Origin of the sequence: Streptomyces sp. NPDC015345 (assembly GCF_043078805.1) — a bacterium.
Classification (GTDB): domain Bacteria; phylum Actinomycetota; class Actinomycetes; order Streptomycetales; family Streptomycetaceae; genus Streptomyces.
Genome location: NZ_JBIBTX010000005.1, coordinates 15,851 through 34,958 on the forward strand (window position 1 = coordinate 15,851; position 19,108 = coordinate 34,958).

Below are 19,108 nucleotides of genomic sequence, written 5' to 3' on the forward strand. Positions count from 1 at the left end.
GCCCCTGACCCTTCTTCTAGTCCTTCTCCAGGACGAAGGAGGCACGGGCGGTGCCGAGGCCGGGGGCCTTCGCCTCGACCAAGTAGGTGCCCGCGGGTGCCGATGCCGGCGAGGGCGTCGCGCACTGCGGGGCGCCCGCGTGCCGGTCCCACTGCACGGTGTGCGTGACGCGGCCCTCGGCCGGCACGCGCACCAGCAGGCTGCCGCTCCCCGAGGGGCAGTCGTCGGAGGACCAGAACTCGTCCTCGCCGTCGGCCTGAGTGATCGTCAAGACCGTTCCCTTGCCGCCCAGATCGACCTTGCAGGCCTTGCCGCCGGTGTTCTCGGCGATCAGCTCGAACTTCGGCTTCTCGTCGATCCCGTACTCGTTCTGGACGCTGCGCACCTTCAATTTCACCGCGCCGCCGGTGCAGTTGGGCAGTTTCGTACCGGCCGGGAGGCGGTCGCCCGAGCCGGCGCCGCCCTTGGCGTCGTCCGGACCGCCACCCGCGGTGCCGTCCGAACCGCCGGAGCCACCGGAGCCGCCCGATCCGGAACCCGAACCCGAACCCGAACCGGAACCGGAGCCCGATCCATCGTCCGACTCGTCCCGCCCGCCCGGGTGTTCACTGATCGCGGGCCCGGAGCCGGATGGCCCGGGAGTGATCGACGTGGCGGGGCCGTTGCCGCCCGGCCCGTCGGCGCCGTTGTTTCCGCCGCCGCCCCCGGAGGTGGCGACCCAGACGGCGAGTAGCACCAGCAGGCCGAACACGGACAGCAGAACGGCCCTCCGACGCCAGTAGATGGTGGAGGGAAGCGGCCCGACCGGATTGCGCAGAGATCCCACGCCCAAACCTTACGAGAGATCCGACGCGTGTCCTGCCCCACCCGCCGTCCTGGGCAACAAAGTTTGCCGATCATCATCCCGGAACCGGCTCCCGGACCTGTCCATCGTCAGGGGGTCCCACGGGTCGATCGCCAGATGTGACGATTCGGACTCACTCCGTACCGTCCGTAATCATGGACACCATGGACGACGATCTCTACCGCGACATCACCGGCTTCGCCCACGACACTCCCTCGTGGTTCCAGCACCTCGCCGAGGTGTGGACGGAGCTCGGCCTGCTTCTCTTCGGCGTGCTCTTCATCATCGCCTGGTGGCGGGCCCGGCGTGGTGACCCCCGCGCCCTGGCCGTCGCGGTGCTCGCCCCGCTCGCCACGGCGGTGGCGTATGTGTGCAGCGAGCTGCTCAAGTCGGTGATCGACGAGGAGCGCCCCTGCCGGGCGGTGTCCGGCGCGCTGAAGCCGCTCGTCGAGTGCCCCGCCTACGGCGACTGGTCCTTCCCGAGCAACCACTCGACGATCGCGGGCGCCGCCGCCATCGGCCTCGCGCTCGCCTGGCCGCGCATCGCGGCCCTGACGGTCCCGATGGCCGTGCTCATGGCGTTCTCGCGGGTCTTCGTCGGCGTGCACTACCCGCACGACGTGGCGGTCGGCCTCGTCCTCGGCGCGGTGCTCGCGTTCGTGGTGGTACGGATCGCCACGCGTCCCGTGGCGCGGGTCGGGCAGGCGATGCGTGGCTCGTCGACGGGCATCGTGAAGTGGTTCGCGGGTCCGGGCCCCGCTCTCGCGCCGTCGCCCGCGGCGGATCCGGCGGCGTACGACTCCCCGACGATGACGTTCCGCCGTCACGACTCGCACCGCCACTGACGCCGACGCGCTACCGAAGCACTACCGACGCGCTGACGCGTTCGCGGGGCTCAGTCCGCTTCCGGGACGAGCCCCGCCTCGTACGCGACGATCGCCGCCTGGACGCGGTTCTTTACTTCGAGCCGTTCGAGGACCGCGCTCACATACGCCTTGACCGTGCCCTCCACGAGGTGCAGGCGGGCGGCGATCTCCGGGTTGGAAAGGCCCGCGCCGACCAGGCCGAGGACCTCGCGTTCGCGCGGGGTGAGGCTCTGGACGCGGGCGCGTGCGGCGGCGCCGCGGCCCATGCGCCGGGCGCCGAAGCCGTCGATGACGTGCCGGGCCACCTTCGGTGAGAGGAAGGCGGCGCCGCCCGCCACCGCCCGTACGCCCGCGATGAGTTCATGCGGGTCGCCGGACTTCAGCAGGAAGCCGGTGGCGCCGCCGCCCAGCGCCCGTGCCACGTACGCGTCTTCGGAGAACGTCGTCAGCATGGCGACGGCGGCCCCCGGCACGGTACGGACGATCTCCTCGCCCGCGGCGAGCCCGTCCAGGCGCGGCATGCGGATGTCGAGCAGCGCCACGTCGGGGCGGTGGGCCTGCGCCAGAGAGACGGCCTCGCGCCCGTCGGCGGCCTCGGCGACGACCTCGATGTCCCCGCCCGCGGCCAGGATGGCGCGCACGCCCGCGCGGATCATGGCCTCGTCGTCGGCCAGCAGGACCCGGATGGGCATCGTCTGGTTCACCGCGCACGCTCCTTTTCCATCTCACCTGCCGTGGGGATCACGGCCTTGTCCACGAGGCGGTTCCCGCTCTCGCCGCCGAAGCAGATCCTGAAGTAGGGGACGGCGGTGAAGAGTTCACCGCTCGCGCGGTAGTACGCGCAGTCGGCACCCTTTGGCGGCGGGGTCGGCGCGCGCTCCACGGGCGGGTCGGCGGCGGCCTGGTCGGGCAGGACGCGGGCCGCCTCGGCGCGGGGTGTACCGACGCGCAGCCGCGCGTAGTCGGCGGGGTCGAGGACCGAGTGGGTGCGTGAGTACGCGTACCAGGCGAAGGTCCCGCCGACGAGCAGTGCCCCCGTGGCGACGGCGCCGCCGAAGGCCAGGACCGTGCGGCGGCGCGCGTACGCGAGGTGGGCGCCGAAGCGGGGCGGCGCCGGGGCGCTCCCCTCGGCGGGAACGCGCGCGGTGACCCGGAAGCCGTCGCCGTGCGGCCCCGCGTCGAAGGTGCCGCCCAGGTCGGTGACGCGGGCGCGCAGACCACGTAGCCCGCTGCCACCCGCGGAGGCCGAAGCGGGCTCCTGGGGACGGCCGTTGGTGACGGTGACCGTCGTCGCGTCACGGCCACGCGCCACGGTGACGGTGACGTGGGCGCCGGGCGCGTGCTTGGCGGCGTTGGTCAGGGCTTCCTGGACGACGCGGTGGACGGTGCGGTCGGTGGGGGCTGCGTTGGTGGGGGGTGCGGGCTTGGCTTCGGGGGGCGCCGCGTCGGTCGCGGGCACCACCCCCGCTTCGACGACCCCCGCCGCCGACCCCCCTCCCCGCTCCTCCTCGTACACGATCCGCAGTCCCGACTCCGACGCGCGGGCGATGAGGTCCGCGACGGTCTCGCCGGTCGGGGAGAGGGGGGCCGGCTCATCGTCGGCCTCGCGGAGCAGGCCGATGATCGCGTGCAGGCGGTCCGTGGCCTGGGAGGCCGCCGCGCGGAGGTCGGCGGCGGCCTCGCGGTGCGGGGTCGGCAGGTCGGGGGCGACCTGGAGGGCGCCGGCGCGGACGGCGATCAGGCTCAGTTCGTGGCCCAGGGAGTCGTGCATGTCCTGGGCGATGCGGGCCCGTTCCCGCAGCCGGGCGCGGTCGGCGACGATGCGCTGCTCGCGCTCCAGCTGGTCGGCGCGGGCCCAGCCGGCGGCGGCCAGTTCGCGGCCCTGGCGCCAGTAGCGGCCGGTGAGCCACGGGAAGACCGTGCCGAACACGAGCGTGCCCATGAGGACCAGCCACTCGACGACGGGGTCGACGTCGCGCACGGCGATCTTGACCGTGCCGACCAGGGCGATGGCGCCGAAGGCGAGCAGGGCGGGGCGTGCGCGGTCCGCGCGGCGGCCGAGGAGCAGGGCGAAGACGGCGAGGGCGGGCCCGTAGGAGAGCGTGAAGAGGGACGAGCCGGTGGCGAGGCCGAGGGCGGCCGCCGCGAGGAAGGCGGGCAGCGGCCGGCCGCGGCGGATCGCGACGGCGGCGGCGAGGACGGCGAGCGAGGTGATCTGCTGCCAGGCCGGGCGGGGTTCGTTCATGCCGAGCCGGTCCACCGACACCACCGGGACGGCGAGCGCCGCCCACAGCAGCACGCTCCTCGTACGTCTCTCCACCGACCCGACGCTACGTGTCCGGTGGCACCCGCCGCCCCTGCCGATCGTCAGGTGCGAGCGGGGCCACACCTGACACACCCCGCCCCGAAGAGCCCGTGGATCCGTGGAACCGCCGGGGGCCGTGGCAGGATCGGTGGTGCCATGACTGCTCCCACGAAGCCCACGCCGAACAGCCCGGCCCCGGGGGACTCCCCCGAGCCCACCGGGGACGCCCTCCACACCCCCGTCATCGCCTGGTTCGACGCGCACGCCCGTGATCTGCCGTGGCGGCGCGAGGACGCCGGGCCGTGGGGCGTGATGGTCAGTGAGTTCATGCTCCAGCAGACGCCCGTCAGCCGGGTCCTGCCCGTGTACGAGCAGTGGCTGGCCCGCTGGCCCCGCCCCGCCGACCTCGCCAAGGAGGCGCCCGGTGAGGCCGTCCGCGCCTGGGGACGGCTCGGCTACCCGCGCCGCGCCCTGAGGCTGCACGGCGCGGCCGTCGCCATAACGGAACGGCACGGCGGCGACGTACCCACGCAGCACGCCCAGCTCCTCGCACTGCCCGGCATCGGGGAGTACACCGCGGCCGCCGTGGCGTCCTTCGCGTACGGGCAGCGGCACGCCGTCCTCGACACGAACGTCCGCCGGGTCTTCGCGCGGGCCGTGACCGGGGTGCAGTACCCGCCGAACGCGACCACCGCCGCCGAGCGCAGGCTCGCCCGCACCCTGCTGCCCGAGGACGAGCGCACCGCCTCGCGCTGGGCCGCCGCCTCGATGGAGCTCGGCGCCCTGGTGTGCACCGCGAAGAACGAGGACTGCGGACGCTGCCCGATCGCCGGCCGGTGCGCCTGGCGCGCGGCGGGCAAGCCCGCGCACGACGGCCCGGCCCGCCGCGGCCAGACGTACGCGGGTACGGACCGCCAGGTGCGGGGCAAACTGCTCGCGGTGCTCCGCGAGGCCCTGACACCGGTGCCGCAGGCGACGCTCGACCGGGTGTGGGACGAGCCGGTGCAGCGGGCCCGCGCGCTGGACGGCCTGGTCGCGGACGGTCTCGTCGAGCCGCTTCCCGACGGCCTCTACCGGCTGCCTCTGACCTGACGGCAAGGGCGCCCCGGGCCCTTACAAACGCAGGTATTTACGCTGGCCCTACTTCTGTTACACAACCTACGCACAGCCGTGCGCCCGCCGCTGGCTGCTCCGCACAACCCCGTGACACGGCCTCCGTAGCTTCTTGCCTGTACCGCACAGGCAAGGACCGCGGTCGGCACATGGGGACGGAACGGAGGCGGTTTGATATGGCGCACGGCGAGGTGCTCGAGTTCGAAGAGTACGTCCGCACTCGGCAGGATGCCCTGCTGCGCAGTGCCCGGCGCCTGGTCCCGGACCCCGTGGACGCCCAGGACCTGCTCCAGACCGCGCTCGTACGTACGTACGGCCGCTGGGAGGGCATAGCCGACAAGCGCCTCGCCGACGCCTATCTGCGCCGCGTCATGATCAACACGCGGACCGAGTGGTGGCGGGCGCGCAAGCTCGAAGAGGTGCCCACCGAGCAGCTGCCCGACGCCAGCGTGGAAGACTCCACCGAACAGCACGCCGACCGCGCTCTGCTCATGGACATCATGAAGGTGCTCGCACCCAAGCAGCGCAGCGTCGTCGTGCTGCGACACTGGGAGCAGATGTCCACAGAGGAGACGGCCGCCGCGCTCGGCATGTCGGCCGGAACGGTCAAGAGCACGCTGCACCGGGCGCTCGCCCGGCTCCGGCAGGAGCTGGAGAGCCGGGACCGCGAGGAACTGGTTGCCGGCGCGCTCGGACGTGAGGAGCGGGAGCGTTGCGCGGCCTAGGCCCTGAGGCCAAGTCAGGCGTGAAGGCGGTGGGCACGGCGGTGGCCGTGCTCACCGCCGTCGGCCTTTCCCTCTCCGCCTGCTCGACCGGCGGTTCCGGCGCGCGCGACGAGGGCCCGGCCCGCAGCGAGCCCGTGGTCTCCGCCTCGCCGTCCGGGTCGCCCTCGGTCTCCGTGCCGTCGGAGAAGATCGACGCCGTGCGGCTCGTGAAGAACGACCCGAAGGTCAGCCCGGCGGTCAAGCGGGACCTGAAGCCGTGCGCGGGCAAGACGTACCCGATCGACGTGTCGTACGGGGACCTGACCGGGGGCTCCGCCGCCGACGTCGTGGTCAACGTCCTGACCTGCGCGGACGCCGTCGGCATCGGCAGTTACGTGTACCGCGCCGAGAGGGGCGGGTACAAGAACGTCTTCACGGCCGAGGAGCCCGCGTCCGTCTACGCCGAGATCGACCGGGGCGACCTGGTCGTGACGAAGCAGCTGTACGAGAAGGGCGACTCGGTGGCGTACCCCTCCGGCGAGGAAGTGATCACGTACCGCTGGTCCTCGAACCACTTCACCGAGACCGAACGTACGCGCAGCGACTTCAGCAACGCGGTGGGCGGCGAGGAGCCCGCGCCCTCGGTGGAGTGACGGCGGCACGCCCCCCCTGCCCGCACAGAACGCACAGACGCACAGACGCACAGAGCACCGAGAAGGACTGAGAGCATCCGATGGCAGAGCAGACCCATGTCCTGTTCGTCGAGGACGACGACGTCATCCGCGAGGCCACCCAGCTCGCCCTGGAGCGCGACGGCTTCGCGGTGACGGCCATGCCCGACGGACTGGCGGGGCTCGAGGCGTTCCGCGCGAACCAGCCGGACATCGCGCTGCTCGACGTCATGGTGCCGGGCCTGGACGGCGTCTCGCTGTGCCGCCGCATCCGTGACGAGTCGACCGTCCCCGTGATTATGCTGTCGGCGCGCGCCGACTCCATCGACGTCGTGCTGGGCCTGGAGGCGGGCGCCGACGACTACGTGACCAAGCCGTTCGACGGAGCCGTCCTGGTCGCCCGTATCCGCGCCGTCCTGCGCCGCTTCGGGCACGCCAGCGGTTCTGGCTCGACGGCGGCCGCCGCGGACGCGGGGTCCTCGGCGGACGGCGGTGTGCTGCACTTCGGCGATCTGGAGATCGACACGGAAGGCATGGAGGTCCGCAGGGGCGGCACCCCGGTCGGGCTGACGCCGACCGAGATGCGCCTGCTCCTGGAGTTCTCGTCCGCGCCCGGCACGGTCCTGTCCCGCGACAAGCTCCTGGAGCGCGTCTGGGACTACGGCTGGGGCGGTGACACCCGCGTCGTCGACGTCCATGTGCAGCGGCTGCGCACGAAGGTGGGCCAGGACCGCATCGAGACGGTCCGCGGCTTCGGCTACAAGCTCAAGGCGTGAACGGACGCGTGACGAACGGCGCACGGTGGCGGCCCCCGGGGCCGCGGACTCAGGGGACGTACATGAACGGGGGCCAAAGGACGGTCGAGCGCGTCCGTGAGGCGCTCCGGCCCGGTGTGGGCACACGTCTGCGTGTCCGTGAGGCGCTCCGCTCCGGCCTCGGCACACGCCTGCGCGCCGGTCTGCGCACCGGTGTGCGCTGGAAGATCAGCGCGGCGATCGCGCTGGTCGGCGCGCTGGTCGCGGTGGCGCTGAGCCTGGTCGTGCACAACGCCGCGCGCGTCTCGATGCTGGACAACGCGCGAGACGTGCAGGACGAGCGCATCCAGTTCGCCCTGCGGCTCTACTCCGCCTCGCAGCGCCAGACCCTCCAGTTCGGTACGAAGGTCGACGACCCTGAGCTGCCCGGGGAGCTGCGGCAGAAGGTCCTCACGGGCCGCCGCGCCACCTTCGTCGAGGACAAGCCGGACGGCGTGCCGGACATCTGGGCCGCCGTGCCGCTCGCCGACGGGCACGTCCTGTCGCTGCACTCCCGCTTCACCGACCGCAGCGCCACCGTCATGAAGGACCTCGACCAGGCCCTGGTCATCGGCTCGATCGCGGTCGTCTTCGGCGGCTGCGCCCTCGGCGTGCTGATCGGGGGCCAGCTGTCGCGGCGCCTGCGCAAGGCGGCGACGGCGGCGAGCGAGGTCGCCCAGGGGCAGACCGACGTCAGCGTCCGCGAGGCGATCGGCGGTGTCGTCAAGGACGAGACCGACGACCTGGCGAGCGCCGTGGACGCGATGGCCGACGCCCTCAAGCAGCGCCTGGAGGCCGAGCGCCGGGTGACCGCGGACATCGCGCACGAGCTGCGCACCCCGGTGACCGGGCTGCTCACGGCCGCCGAGCTGCTGCCGCCGGGCCGCCCGAGCGAGCTGGTCAAGGACCGCGCCCAGGCCATGCGCACCCTCGTCGAGGACGTCCTCGAAGTCGCGCGCCTGGACTCCGCGGCCGAGCGGGCCGAGCTCCAGGACATCACGCTCGGCGAGTTCGTGGCGCGGCGGATGGCGTCCCTGACCACGGACGTGACGGTGACGGTGGTGCACGAGTCGGAGGTCACCACCGACCCGCGCCGTCTTGAGCGCATCCTCGGCAATCTCGTCGCCAACGCCGCCAAGCACGGCAAGCCGCCCATCGAGGTCAGCGTCGAGGGCCGCGTGGTCCGGGTGCGCGACCACGGGCCCGGCTTCCCCGAGGCCCTCCTGGACGAGGGGCCGAGCCGCTTCCGCACGGGCAGCACGGACCGGGCGGGGCACGGCCACGGCCTGGGCCTGACGATCGCGGCGGGGCAGGCGCGGGTGCTCGGGGCGCGGCTCACCTTCCGCAACGTACGCCCGGCGGGGGCCTCGCCCGAGGAGCCCTCGGAGGGCGCTGTCGCGGTGCTGTGGCTGCCGGAGCACGCGCCGACGAACACGGGGAGCTACCCGGTCCTTCAGCTGCCGGACAATCTCTGACAGGCGGCGATCAGGGGGTCAGCAGGACCAGTCCTTGTCGAGGTCGAGGCCGCCCTCGCGGCGCTGCGTGAACGAGAACCAGTTCCCGGAGTCGTCGCGGAAGAGCGCCTCGATGCCGTACGGGCGCTCCTGCGGCTCCTGGAGGAACTCGACGCCGCGCGCCTTGAGCTTCTCGTAGTCCCCGTGGACGTCGTCGGTGACGAGGACACCCGCGCCGAGGATGCCCTTGGCGACCAGCTTCTTCATGGCCTCGGCCGACTCGGGGTCCATGGCGGGCGAGCCCGGCACCATCAGCGTCAGCTCCACGTCGGGCTGGTCCTTGGCGCCGACCGTGAGCCAGCGCATGCCGCCGTCGCCCATCGTCATGTCCGTACGGACCTCCAGGCCCAGCTTCTCGGTGTAGAACTCCTTGGCCCGGTCCTGGTCGAGGACCCAGACGGTGGAGATGGCGAGTCCCTTGATCATGGCGTGCTCCAAGCGGGAGGGGTGCGCGGAGCGGGGTTCCGCCCTGCCCGGACACCGTAGGCAGCCCGGGCCTCAGCCCGCTTCTTCAGAATTGCGGCTCTCCTGGCGCCGTCCCGGCTCGGGGAAGCCGCCGGCCCAGAGCATCGCGTAACACCCGGGGATGAGGGCGGCGCCGCGGCCCACATGCCGCGCGCGGTACTCGCTGGGGGTCAGGCCGGTGCGGCGCTTGAAGGTGGACGAGAACGTGCCGAGGCTGCTGAAGCCGACGAGCACGCAGATCTCCGTGACGGACAGGTCGGCCGCGCGCAGCATGTCCTCGGCGCGCTCGATCCGCCGACGGGAGAGGTACTGGCCGGGCGGCTCGCCGTACACCTCCTTGAAGGCGCGGACGAAGTGGTAGCGGGAGTAGCCGGCGTGGGCCGCCACCGCGTCCAGGTCGAGGCGCGGGTCGGCCCAGTCGCGGTCCATGGCGTCCTTGGCCCGGCGCAGCAGCCGCAGTTTTTCCACGCCTCGATGCTGGCACGCGGCACTGACAACGGCCCCCGGCGCGAGGGCGCCGGGGGCCGTGGGACTGCCTGGAGGTGTGCGGCCGGGTCAGGCCGGACCCGAGCCGCGCAGCGGGGTCTCCTTCACGAAGAGCGAGGCGAGGAGCGCCGCGACGCCGACGGCGGCACCGAGCAGGAACGCCGCGTGCGTGCCGGAGGAGACCGCGAACTTGTACGCGTCGCTCACCTGCTCCGGCAGCTTCGCGAGGCTCGCCGCGTCGAGCTGCGCCGACTTCTCGGTGACCTTGCCGCCCAGTTCCCCGGCGCGCTCGGCCATCACGTGCTGGACGCGGTCGTTGAAGAGCGCGCCCATGATCGCGACGCCGAAGGAGGAGCCGAGCGTACGGAAGAGCGTGGCCGAGGACGAGGCGACGCCCATGTCCTTCATCTCGACGCTGTTCTGGGCGACCAGCATGGTGATCTGCATCAGGAAGCCCATGCCGGCGCCGAGCACCGCCATGTAGAGGCCCGAGGTGAGCCGCGAGGTCCCGGTGTCCATCTGCGCCAGCAGGAAGAAGCCGACGATCATCAGTACGGTGCCGACGACCGGGAAGGCCTTGTACTTGCCGGTGGCCGTGGTGAACCGGCCGGCGAACATCGAGACGACCATCATCGAGAGCAGCATCGGGAGCAGCAGCAGCCCCGAGTTGGTCGCCGACGCGCCCTGCACCGACTGCTGGTAGAGCGGCAGGAAGAGCATCGCGCCGAACATCACGAAACCGGTGATGAAGCCGATCACGGCCATCAGAGAGAAGTTGCGGCTGCGGAAGATGTGCAGCGGCATGATCGGCTCGGCGGCCTTCTTCTGTACGAAGACGAAGCCGACGAGGGAGGCGACGCCGATCGCGACGAGCTCCATGATCACGGCCGAGCTCCAGGCGTACTCCGTGCCGCCCCAGGTGGTGACGAGCACGAGCGCGCTGATGCCGACGGTGAGCAGGGCCGCACCGAGGTAGTCGATGCGCCCCTCCGCCTTCTTCTTGGGCAGGTGCAGGACGGCGGTCACCATGGCGAGCGCCACGGCGCCGAGCGGGAGGTTGATGTAGAAGGCCCAGCGCCAGCCGAGGTGGTCGGTGATGGTGCCGCCGACGAGCGGGCCGCCGATCATCGCGACCGCCATGACGCCGGTCATCATGCCCATGTACTTGCCGCGCTCACGCGGCGGCACGAGGTCGCCGATGATCGCCATGACGCCGACCATCAGCCCGCCCGCGCCGAGGCCCTGGATGGCCCGGAAGCCGATGAGCTGTCCCATGTCCTGCGCCATGCCGCTCAGCACGGAGCCGGCCAGGAAGATGACGATCGCGGTGAGGAAGGCGCCCTTGCGCCCGTACATGTCGCCGACCTTGCCCCAGATGGGGGTCGAGGCGGCGGTCGCGAGGGTGTACCCGGTCACGACCCACGACAGGTGTTCCAGGCCGCCGAGGTCGCCGACGATCGTCGGCATCGCGGGGCTCACGATCATGTTGTCGAACATCGCGAGCAGCATCGCGATCATCAGTGCCATCAGCACGACGCGCACGCTGCGCGGCTGCGGTCCGGCCTTCCCCCGTGGCTCGGTCTCCTGCTCCGGTTCGGCTTGCGCCGTGCTGTTGTCCACCATGATCCCCACTCCCCGCGCCTTCCAGGGCGCCCCTGACGCCCCCCTGAACCCACCCGACGCCTTACTTGCCGCCCGGCTAGTTGACTACACTGAGGGAAGGTAGACCCCTAACTAGCCGGGCGTCAAGTAAGTTAAGTGGAGCCGAGGAGCACCCGATGGGCACGGGCACAGGCAAGCAGCAGCGCCGCGGGGACACCCGCCAGCGCATCCAGGACGTGGCCCTCGGACTCTTCGCCGAGCAGGGGTACGAGAAGACGTCACTGCGCGAGATCGCGGAGCGCCTGGAGGTCACGAAGGCGGCGCTGTACTACCACTTCAAGACCAAGGAAGACATCCTGAACAGCATCTTCGAGGACCTCACCAGGCCCATCGACGAGCTGATCGAGTGGGGCCACCAGCAGCCGCAGCCGCCCTCCCTCGACATCAGGAAGCAGGTTCTGCGCCGCTACAGCGAGATCCTGGTCGACGCGGCGCCGCTCTTCCGCTTCATGCAGGAGAACCAGGCCACGGTGCGCGACCTGAAGACGGGCGAGAGCTTCAAGGACCGCATGATCAGGCTCTACGACATCCTCAAGGACCCGGGGGCGCCGATGGCGGACCAGGTGCGGTGCTTCAGCGCGCTCTTCACGATGCACGGCGGGATGTTCGTACTCAAGGACATCGAAGGCGACCCCGAGGAGAAGCGGAAGGCCATCCTCGAGGTCGCCATCGATCTGGTCACGCAGGCACACTCGGGCGACTGAGCCCGGCGCGCCCCGGCGGAAGCGGGACGGGGCGGACCTTCACGCCCGGCGCGCCCCGGCAGGAGCCGTACGGGTCAGACCTTCACGCCCACCGAGCGCAGGAAGGCGACCGGGTCCACGGCCGTGCCGTAGTTGGGGGTCGTACGGATCTCGAAGTGCAGGTGCGGACCGCTGGAGTTGCCGGTGTTGCCGGAGAGGGCGACACGCTGGCCGGTGGTGACGTTCTGGCCCACGCGGACATCGACCTGCGAGAGGTGCGCGTACTGGGAGTACGTGCCGTTGCTGTGCTTGATCACGACGGCGTTGCCGTACGCGGGGCCGTCGCCGGCGCCGTTGGGGCCGGCCTTGACGACGGTGCCGCCGTGCACGGCCGCGACCGGGGTGCCCACCGGGACGGCGAAGTCCTGGCCGGAGTGCTTGTGGGACCACATGCTGCCGCCGAGACCGAAGCTCGCGGAGAGCGTGTAGCGCTGGACCGGGTGGACCCAGGAGGCGGCGGCCGGGGCCTTCGGAGCCTTCTTGGCCGCCGCGGCCTTGGCCTTCGCGGCGGTCTTGGCCTTCTCGGCGGCCTTGGCCTGGGCGGCGGCCTGCGCGTGGACGGAGTTCACCGTGACGCCGGGCAGCGCGCCGCCGCTCTGGGCGCTGTCCGCAGCGACCGAGACCCCGGCCCCGAGAACCGCCGACATCCCGAGGCCCGCGGCGACGACGGCCGCCCGCGTACGGGAGAGGGACGGGCGGGGATGGTGGGACTTGGTGCGCTTCGACATGAGGACGTCCTTCGGAGCTTGGTGACGAGACAGGCGTGAGAGAACCCGGCGGGCGGAGAGCGGGTGAGGCCCCGCTGAGCACACTTCGCCGGGTCGGCCATCCCTTGGTAACCCGCCCTCGCCATACGCCCAAACCCCCCATCTACTACCTAAAGCCGTAGGAGACCGTCTGGATTTTGCCCTCTTGACACCATCAAATCCGGACAATTCCACCGATGCACGATCATGGGATTCCGCACCACCGCAGAGGTTTAAGCCCACGTAGGACCGCCCCGCCGCCCGCGTGCCCGCCCGGCTCCGGCCCCGGACCGGCCGACGCGGCAAAGGTCCCGGGGGTTGCGGGCCGAAGGTCCCGCGTCCCCCCGCACCCGGTCCCACTATTCCGGCTAGTACCGGACAAAACCCCTGTGCGGCATGTCACCGGCCGACAAGATCCACCCCACCGCGGATGTGACGCCCACTACGCTCACGCCCATGGATCCCGCGGTCATCGGCACCCGCCTGGCATCGAGCGTCATCGGCCCGCTGATCAAGAGACTGTTCGTCCGGGAAGGGCCGGGGGCGGGCCTCGCGGAGCGGCCCGTGCGGCTGGGCGGGCTCGTCTCCTTCCGGGGCGAGAAGCGCACGCTGACCGAGCCGGACGTGCGCCGCCTCGCGCAGCGCCTCGTGAACCGGTCCCTGGCCGCCCCCGGTGAGGCACCCTTCCCGTCCGACGAGGCCACCGCCGTCACGGACGCCCTGGCCCGCGTCCTCCTCGCCCTCGGCGACCTCGACATGGACGACGTCCAGGCGGTCCGCCTCGGCCACCAGAAGCTGGCCCGCGAGCTCATCCACAGCGCTTCGAAGGGCGGCTTCCCGGTCGCCGCGGGGCTGTCCGCGGACAGCGCCTCCTACCTGGACTCCGTCACCGAGTGGGCCTGCCTGCACATCCTCCAGTTCTTCACGCAGCGCTCCACGTTCGTGGCGGCGACGCTGGTCGCGCAGAGCCGCGGCCAGGACGAGCTGATCGCCAAGGTCGACGAACTGATCGCCCGCGACCCACGCCCCGGGGCGCTGGACACCGCCTTCGAACGCCGCTACCTCGCGTACGTGGCGAAGAAGCACGGCAAGCTGACGATCTTCGGCATCGACCTGACGGACACCCCGGGCAAGTGGCCGCTGGACGTGGCCTACCTGTCCCTTGAGGCGACGGCACCCGGACGCGTGACGACGGCCCGGTTCCTGTCCGGAGCGGAGTACCACGCGGAAGAGGTGGAGGTGGTCGAGCACACCGCCCCGCTCCCCGCCGACCAGGCCCTCGCCGCCCACGACCGCGTCCTGCTGCGCGGCGAGGCCGGCTCCGGCAAGACGACCCTCGTGCAGTGGCTCGCGGTGAGCGCCGCCCGCCAGGAACCGGCCGAGGGCCCCATGACGTACCTCTACGACCGCGTCCCCTACGTGCTGCCCCTGCGCGCCCTCACCCGCCACGGCGAGCGGCTGCCCGCCCCCGCGGACTTCCTCGCGTCGGTCGGCTGCCCGCTCGCCGGGACGCAGCCCGCGGGCTGGGAGGCGCGGGTCCTGTCGGCGGGCCGCGCCCTGGTCCTTGTCGACGGCATCGACGAGATCCCGGACGCCGAACGCGCCCGCACGCGCGCGTGGCTCACGGATCTCATCGACGCCTACCCCGGCAACCACTGGCTGGTGACCTCGCGCCCCTCGGCGGTCCGCACCGACTGGCTCGCCGAAGAGGGCTTCACGGAGCTGACGCTCCCCGCGATGAGCGAGCCGGAGGTGGCCGCGTTCATCGAGCGCTGGCACACGGCGGCGGCCACCGGCAACGCCGAGGAGGACGTGCTCCTCAAGGCGTACGAGAGCCAGCTCCTCGCGGCGGTGAAGTCCAAGCCGGACCTCGGCCTCCTGGCCACCAACCCCCTGATGTGCGGCCTGATCTGCGCCCTGCACCGGGACCGCCGGGGTTTCCTGCCGCTGGGCCGCAAGGACCTCTACACCGCCGCCCTCTCCATGCTCCTGGTCCGCAGGGACCGGGAACGCCACATGACCGTCCCCGAACTGCGCGAGGAGCCGCAGCTCCAGCTCCTGCAACGCCTCGCGTACTGGCTGATCCGCAACGGCCGCACGCAGATGGACCGTTCACGCGCGGAGTCGATCATCGCGGACGCCCTCCCGGCCGTCCCGGAACTGGCCGCGCTCGGCGACGCGGAGGCCGTCTACGGCCACTTCCTGCACCGCAGCGGCCTGCTGCGCGAACCGGGCCCCGGCACCGTCGAATTCGTCCACCGCACCTTCCAGGACTTCCTGGGCGCCCGCGCGGCCGTCGACGAGGGCGACTTCGGCGTCCTCGCCCGCCACGCGGCGGACGACCAGTGGGAGGACGTCATCCGCATGGCGGTGGCCCATGCGCGGCCACGGGAACGGACGGAGATCATCCAGAACCTGCTCGCGGCCGGTGACGCGCACCAGGAGGACCGCGGCCGGAAGCGGATCCACCTCCTGGCGGCCGCCTGCCTCGAACAGGCGGCGGAACTGTCCCCGGAGGTGCGGGCGGAGGTACAGCGGCGCACGGCCCAGCTGATCCCGCCGCAGAGCCGCCGCGAGGCACGCGAGCTGGGCGCGGTCGGCCCGATGGTGCTCGACCTGCTGCCGGGCCCCGACGGCCTCGACGACGAGGACGCCCGGGACGTGGCGATCACCCTGACGCACATCCGCTCGGACAGCGCGATCCCCCACCTCGCGCGCTTCGCCCGCCACCCCGCCCTCGCCGTACGCGCCCAGCTCATGTGGGGATGGAGCCGCTTCGAACGCCGGGCCTACGCCGAGCAGGTCATCGCGCGGCTGGACGACGGCACGACCCACTTCTCGATCCGCGACGACCAGCAGGTGGCGGAGCTGGAGCGCCTGGGGCTGCGCCCCAAGCACCTGGACATCCGCGAGACCGTGTCGCCCGAGGCCGCCTGCCGCCTGCTGGCCGCCACGGCCCCCGGCTACCTCTCACTCGGCATCTCCCCCGCCCGCCTCACCGACGCGGCACGCGCGGCCATACGCGGCGTGACGGAGCTGCGGCTGTGGAACATCCGCGAGCCCTACACCCTCGCCCCGCTGCCCCCACAGGCCCCGCTGCGCACCCTCGGGATCTACGACCCCGACCGCCGGCTGGGCGACCTGCACCACGTGGACCGCTGGCCGCACCTGGCGGGCCTGATGATCTCCCACGAGAGCGCCGCGCTCGACGGCCTGCCGTGGGACACCTTCGCGCGCCTGCCCCGCCTCACGATGATGACGCTCCCGTCCGGCTGCCTGACCGACGCGCCGCCCGGCGTGCGCCTGCCCGGGGTCACCGAGCTCACCCTCAACGTCGAGAGCGGCTGGGAGGCCGCCCATGCCCGGCTCGGCGAGCTCTTCCCCGGCGTGCGGCGCCTGCGCCTGGCCGTGCTCCCCGACCGGGAACCGATCGACATCGCCCCACTGCCCGCTCTCCTGCCGGACCTCGACCTGGTGAGCATCCCGGTCGTCCAGGCGTTCGGTTACGAAACCTTCCCCATGCACATCAAGGTCGACGCGTACGCCCTGCTGACCGACGACTGAGCCGCCGCCCATGCCGAAAGGGGCTGCCCCGGAACCGTACGGAACGGTCCGGGGCAGCCCCTTCAAGCGATCAGCTCGGTGCGAGCGTCACGCCTCCTTGCTCAGGTTCGGGCCCGCGCCGCCACCGGCGGCCGACTCGATCGGCGGCACGTCGGGCAGTGCCGCCTTCTCCTCGCCGCGGAAGGTGAAGGTCTTGTTCTCGCCCTCGCCCTCCGTGTCGACGACCACGATGTGGCCGGGGCGCAGCTCGCCGAAGAGGATCTTCTCGGAGAGGGTGTCCTCGACCTCGCGCTGGATCGTGCGCCGCAGCGGACGCGCGCCGAGCACCGGGTCGTAGCCCTTCTTCGCGAGCAGTTCCTTCGCGGACTGGGAGAGCTCCAGGCCCATGTCCCGGTCCTTGAGGCGCTCGTCCACCTTGGTGATCATCAGGTCGACGATCTGGAGGATGTCCTCCCGGCTGAGCTGCGGGAAGACGACGACGTCGTCCACGCGGTTCAGGAACTCCGGGCGGAAGTGCTGCTTCAGCTCGTCGCTGACCTTGTTCTTCATCCGCTCGTAGTTGGACTTCGTGTCGCCCTGGGCGGCGAAGCCCAGGTTGAAGCCCTTGGAGATGTCACGCGTTCCAAGGTTGGTCGTCATGATGATGACCGTGTTCTTGAAGTCCACGACGCGGCCCTGGGAGTCGGTCAGACGACCGTCCTCCAGGATCTGCAGGAGCGAGTTGAAGATGTCCGGGTGGGCCTTCTCGACCTCGTCGAAAAGCACGACGGAGAACGGCTTGCGGCGGACCTTCTCGGTCAGCTGACCACCCTCCTCGTAACCCACGTAACCGGGGGGCGAACCGAAGAGACGCGAGACCGTGTGCTTCTCGCTGAACTCCGACATGTCGAGGGAGATCAGCGCGTCCTCGTCACCGAAGAGGAATTCGGCGAGCGCCTTGGACAGCTCGGTCTTACCGACACCGGACGGACCGGCGAAGATGAACGAACCACCCGGACGCTTCGGGTCCTTCAGACCCGCACGCGTACGCCGGATCGCCTTCGAGAGCGCCTTGACGGCGTCCTTCTGGCCGATGACGCGCTTGTGGAGCTCGTCCTCCATGCGCAGCAGGCGGGAGGACTCCTCCTCCGTGAGCTTGAAGACGGGGATGCCGGTGGCCGTGGCCAGGACCTCGGCGATCAGCTCGCCGTCGACCTCGGCGACGACGTCCATGTCGCCGGCCTTCCACTCCTTCTCGCGCTTGGCCTTCGCGGCGAGCAGCTGCTTCTCCTTGTCGCGGAGAGACGCTGCCTTCTCGAAGTCCTGGGAGTCGATGGCCGACTCCTTGTCGCGACGGACGCCCGCGATCTTCTCGTCGAACTCGCGGAGGTCCGGCGGCGCGGTCATCCGGCGGATGCGCATCCGGGAACCGGCCTCGTCGATCAGGTCGATCGCCTTGTCCGGCAGGAAGCGGTCCGAGATGTACCGGTCGGCCAGGGTGGCGGCCTGGACCAGCGCCTCGTCGGTGATCGAGACGCGGTGGTGCGCCTCGTACCGATCGCGCAGGCCCTTGAGGATCTCGATGGTGTGCGGCAGCGACGGCTCCGCGACCTGGATGGGCTGGAAGCGGCGCTCAAGGGCCGCGTCCTTCTCCAGGTGCTTGCGGTACTCGTCGAGCGTGGTGGCGCCGATGGTCTGGAGCTCACCGCGGGCCAGCATCGGCTTCAGGATCGAGGCCGCGTCGATGGCGCCCTCGGCGGCACCCGCACCGACCAGCGTGTGCAGCTCGTCGATGAACAGGATGATGTCGCCGCGGGTGCGGATCTCCTTGAGGACCTTCTTCAGGCGCTCCTCGAAGTCACCGCGGTAGCGGGAACCGGCGACCAGCGCGCCGAGGTCGAGGGTGTAGAGGTGCTTGTCCTTGAGGGTCTCGGGCACCTCGCCCTTGACGATGGCCTGCGCGAGGCCCTCGACGACGGCGGTCTTGCCGACGCCGGGCTCACCGATCAGGACCGGGTTGTTCTTGGTCCGGCGGGACAGCACCTGCATGACCCGCTCGATCTCCTTCTCGCGCCCGATGACCGGGTCGAGCTTGGACTCACGAGCGGCCTGGGTCAGGTTCCGGCCGAACTGGTCGAGCACCAGGGACGTGGAGGGCGTGCCCTCGGCAGGACCGCCGGCGGTGGCGGTCTCCTTGCCCTGGTAACCGGAGAGCAGCTGGATGACCTGCTGCCGCACCCGGTTGAGATCGGCGCCCAGCTTGACCAGGACCTGGGCGGCGACGCCCTCGCCCTCACGGATCAGGCCGAGCAGGATGTGCTCCGTGCCGATGTAGTTGTGGCCCAGCTGAAGGGCCTCGCGGAGCGACAGCTCCAGGACCTTCTTGGCACGGGGGGTGAAGGGGATGTGCCCGGACGGAGCCTGCTGGCCCTGCCCGATGATCTCCTCCACCTGCTGGCGGACCGCCTCGAGCGAAATCCCGAGGCTCTCCAGGGCCTTAGCGGCGACACCCTCGCCCTCGTGGATCAAGCCCAGGAGGATGTGCTCGGTGCCGATGTAGTTGTGGTTGAGCATCCGGGCTTCTTCCTGAGCCAGGACGACAACCCGCCGCGCGCGGTCGGTGAACCTCTCGAACATCGTTAATCGCTCCTC

The 19,108-nt window shown here is 71.5% G+C and carries 16 protein-coding genes; 8 read left to right on the forward strand and 8 right to left on the reverse strand.

Features of this window, described 5'->3' with window-relative positions; translation table 11 throughout:
- Positions 1-16 precede the first annotated feature (16 nt).
- Entirely contained in the window at positions 17-826 is an 810-nt protein-coding gene (locus ACF062_RS21305; RefSeq protein ID WP_392140305.1) for a hypothetical protein, read from the reverse strand.
- Between the two features lie 173 nt (positions 827-999).
- Here ACF062_RS21305 and ACF062_RS21310 point away from each other — a divergent pair, with 173 nt between their 5' ends.
- A complete protein-coding gene (locus ACF062_RS21310; protein ID WP_392140307.1) occupies positions 1,000-1,689 on the forward strand; it encodes a phosphatase PAP2 family protein in 690 nt (229 codons plus the stop codon).
- A gap of 50 nt (positions 1,690-1,739) precedes the next feature.
- Here the strand turns inward: ACF062_RS21310 and ACF062_RS21315 are convergent, their stop codons facing one another.
- On the reverse strand, positions 1,740-2,402 hold the full coding sequence (locus tag ACF062_RS21315) for a response regulator (RefSeq protein ID WP_392141174.1): 663 nt from the start codon (positions 2,400-2,402) through the stop codon (positions 1,740-1,742).
- Between the two features lie 8 nt (positions 2,403-2,410).
- A complete protein-coding gene (locus ACF062_RS21320; protein ID WP_392140309.1) occupies positions 2,411-4,030 on the reverse strand; it encodes a sensor histidine kinase in 1,620 nt (539 codons plus the stop codon).
- 141 nt (positions 4,031-4,171) lie between these two features.
- Here ACF062_RS21320 and ACF062_RS21325 point away from each other — a divergent pair, with 141 nt between their 5' ends.
- The 5 genes from ACF062_RS21325 to cseC all read left to right on the forward strand — a co-directional run bounded on the left by ACF062_RS21325 (position 4,172) and on the right by cseC (position 8,772).
- A complete protein-coding gene (locus ACF062_RS21325) occupies positions 4,172-5,107 on the forward strand; it encodes an A/G-specific adenine glycosylase (RefSeq protein WP_392140310.1) in 936 nt (311 codons plus the stop codon).
- Between the two features lie 197 nt (positions 5,108-5,304).
- Complete coding sequence (locus tag ACF062_RS21330; RefSeq protein ID WP_223776015.1) at positions 5,305-5,853, forward strand: SigE family RNA polymerase sigma factor; 549 nt, start codon at positions 5,305-5,307, stop codon at positions 5,851-5,853.
- Complete coding sequence (locus tag ACF062_RS21335) at positions 5,841-6,485, forward strand: hypothetical protein (RefSeq protein WP_392140312.1); 645 nt, start codon at positions 5,841-5,843, stop codon at positions 6,483-6,485. The genes ACF062_RS21330 and ACF062_RS21335 overlap by 13 nt, the downstream gene beginning before the upstream one ends.
- Before the next feature lie 80 nt (positions 6,486-6,565).
- Entirely contained in the window at positions 6,566-7,279 is a 714-nt protein-coding gene (cseB, locus tag ACF062_RS21340) for a two-component system response regulator CseB (protein WP_223776013.1), read from the forward strand.
- Positions 7,280-7,341: 62 nt separating this feature from the next.
- The gene (gene cseC / locus ACF062_RS21345; protein WP_392140314.1) at positions 7,342-8,772 is read left to right on the forward strand and encodes a two-component system sensor histidine kinase CseC; all 1,431 of its coding nucleotides are present in this window, start codon (positions 7,342-7,344) and stop codon (positions 8,770-8,772) included.
- Between the two features lie 18 nt (positions 8,773-8,790).
- Here the strand turns inward: cseC and ACF062_RS21350 are convergent, their stop codons facing one another.
- The 3 genes from ACF062_RS21350 to ACF062_RS21360 all read right to left on the reverse strand — a co-directional run bounded on the left by ACF062_RS21350 (position 8,791) and on the right by ACF062_RS21360 (position 11,289).
- Positions 8,791-9,237: a VOC family protein gene (locus ACF062_RS21350; RefSeq protein WP_392140316.1), complete on the reverse strand. Its 447-nt coding sequence runs from the start codon at positions 9,235-9,237 to the stop codon at positions 8,791-8,793.
- 72 nt (positions 9,238-9,309) lie between these two features.
- On the reverse strand, positions 9,310-9,735 hold the full coding sequence (locus ACF062_RS21355; RefSeq protein WP_392141176.1) for a helix-turn-helix transcriptional regulator: 426 nt from the start codon (positions 9,733-9,735) through the stop codon (positions 9,310-9,312).
- Positions 9,736-9,831: 96 nt separating this feature from the next.
- Positions 9,832-11,289: an MDR family MFS transporter gene (locus tag ACF062_RS21360; RefSeq protein ID WP_392141178.1), complete on the reverse strand. Its 1,458-nt coding sequence runs from the start codon at positions 11,287-11,289 to the stop codon at positions 9,832-9,834.
- A gap of 251 nt (positions 11,290-11,540) precedes the next feature.
- On the opposite strand from ACF062_RS21360, the gene ACF062_RS21365 reads away from it, so the two are divergent.
- Positions 11,541-12,128 (forward strand): TetR/AcrR family transcriptional regulator, encoded by a 588-nt coding sequence (locus ACF062_RS21365; RefSeq protein WP_223776011.1) that lies wholly within the window; start codon positions 11,541-11,543, stop codon positions 12,126-12,128.
- A 74-nt stretch (positions 12,129-12,202) separates the two neighbouring features.
- Here the strand turns inward: ACF062_RS21365 and ACF062_RS21370 are convergent, their stop codons facing one another.
- The gene (locus ACF062_RS21370; protein WP_392140318.1) at positions 12,203-12,895 is read right to left on the reverse strand and encodes a M23 family metallopeptidase; all 693 of its coding nucleotides are present in this window, start codon (positions 12,893-12,895) and stop codon (positions 12,203-12,205) included.
- A 474-nt stretch (positions 12,896-13,369) separates the two neighbouring features.
- Here ACF062_RS21370 and ACF062_RS21375 point away from each other — a divergent pair, with 474 nt between their 5' ends.
- Entirely contained in the window at positions 13,370-16,477 is a 3,108-nt protein-coding gene (locus ACF062_RS21375) for an NACHT domain-containing protein (RefSeq protein WP_392140320.1), read from the forward strand.
- Between the two features lie 87 nt (positions 16,478-16,564).
- On the opposite strand, the gene ACF062_RS21380 is transcribed toward ACF062_RS21375, so the two are convergent.
- Positions 16,565-19,093 (reverse strand): ATP-dependent Clp protease ATP-binding subunit, encoded by a 2,529-nt coding sequence (locus tag ACF062_RS21380; protein ID WP_223776008.1) that lies wholly within the window; start codon positions 19,091-19,093, stop codon positions 16,565-16,567.
- Positions 19,094-19,108 lie beyond the last annotated feature (15 nt).

Bases quoted from the DNA above. Each gene is read 5' to 3' on its own strand.
- ACF062_RS21310 (WP_392140307.1), top strand. From the start codon at position 1,000: ATGGACACCATGGACGACGATCTCTACCGCGACATCACCGGCTTCGCC.
- ACF062_RS21315 (WP_392141174.1), bottom strand. From the start codon at position 2,402: ATGCCCATCCGGGTCCTGCTGGCCGACGACGAGGCCATGATCCGCGCG.
- ACF062_RS21325 (WP_392140310.1), top strand. From the start codon at position 4,172: ATGACTGCTCCCACGAAGCCCACGCCGAACAGCCCGGCCCCGGGGGAC.
- ACF062_RS21330 (WP_223776015.1), top strand. From the start codon at position 5,305: ATGGCGCACGGCGAGGTGCTCGAGTTCGAAGAGTACGTCCGCACTCGG.
- cseB (WP_223776013.1), top strand. From the start codon at position 6,566: ATGGCAGAGCAGACCCATGTCCTGTTCGTCGAGGACGACGACGTCATC.
- cseC (WP_392140314.1), top strand. From the start codon at position 7,342: ATGAACGGGGGCCAAAGGACGGTCGAGCGCGTCCGTGAGGCGCTCCGG.
- ACF062_RS21350 (WP_392140316.1), bottom strand. From the start codon at position 9,237: ATGATCAAGGGACTCGCCATCTCCACCGTCTGGGTCCTCGACCAGGAC.
- ACF062_RS21360 (WP_392141178.1), bottom strand. From the start codon at position 11,289: ATGGCACTGATGATCGCGATGCTGCTCGCGATGTTCGACAACATGATC.
- ACF062_RS21365 (WP_223776011.1), top strand. From the start codon at position 11,541: ATGGGCACGGGCACAGGCAAGCAGCAGCGCCGCGGGGACACCCGCCAG.
- ACF062_RS21370 (WP_392140318.1), bottom strand. From the start codon at position 12,895: ATGTCGAAGCGCACCAAGTCCCACCATCCCCGCCCGTCCCTCTCCCGT.
- ACF062_RS21375 (WP_392140320.1), top strand. From the start codon at position 13,370: ATGGATCCCGCGGTCATCGGCACCCGCCTGGCATCGAGCGTCATCGGC.
- ACF062_RS21380 (WP_223776008.1), bottom strand. From the start codon at position 19,093: ATGTTCGAGAGGTTCACCGACCGCGCGCGGCGGGTTGTCGTCCTGGCT.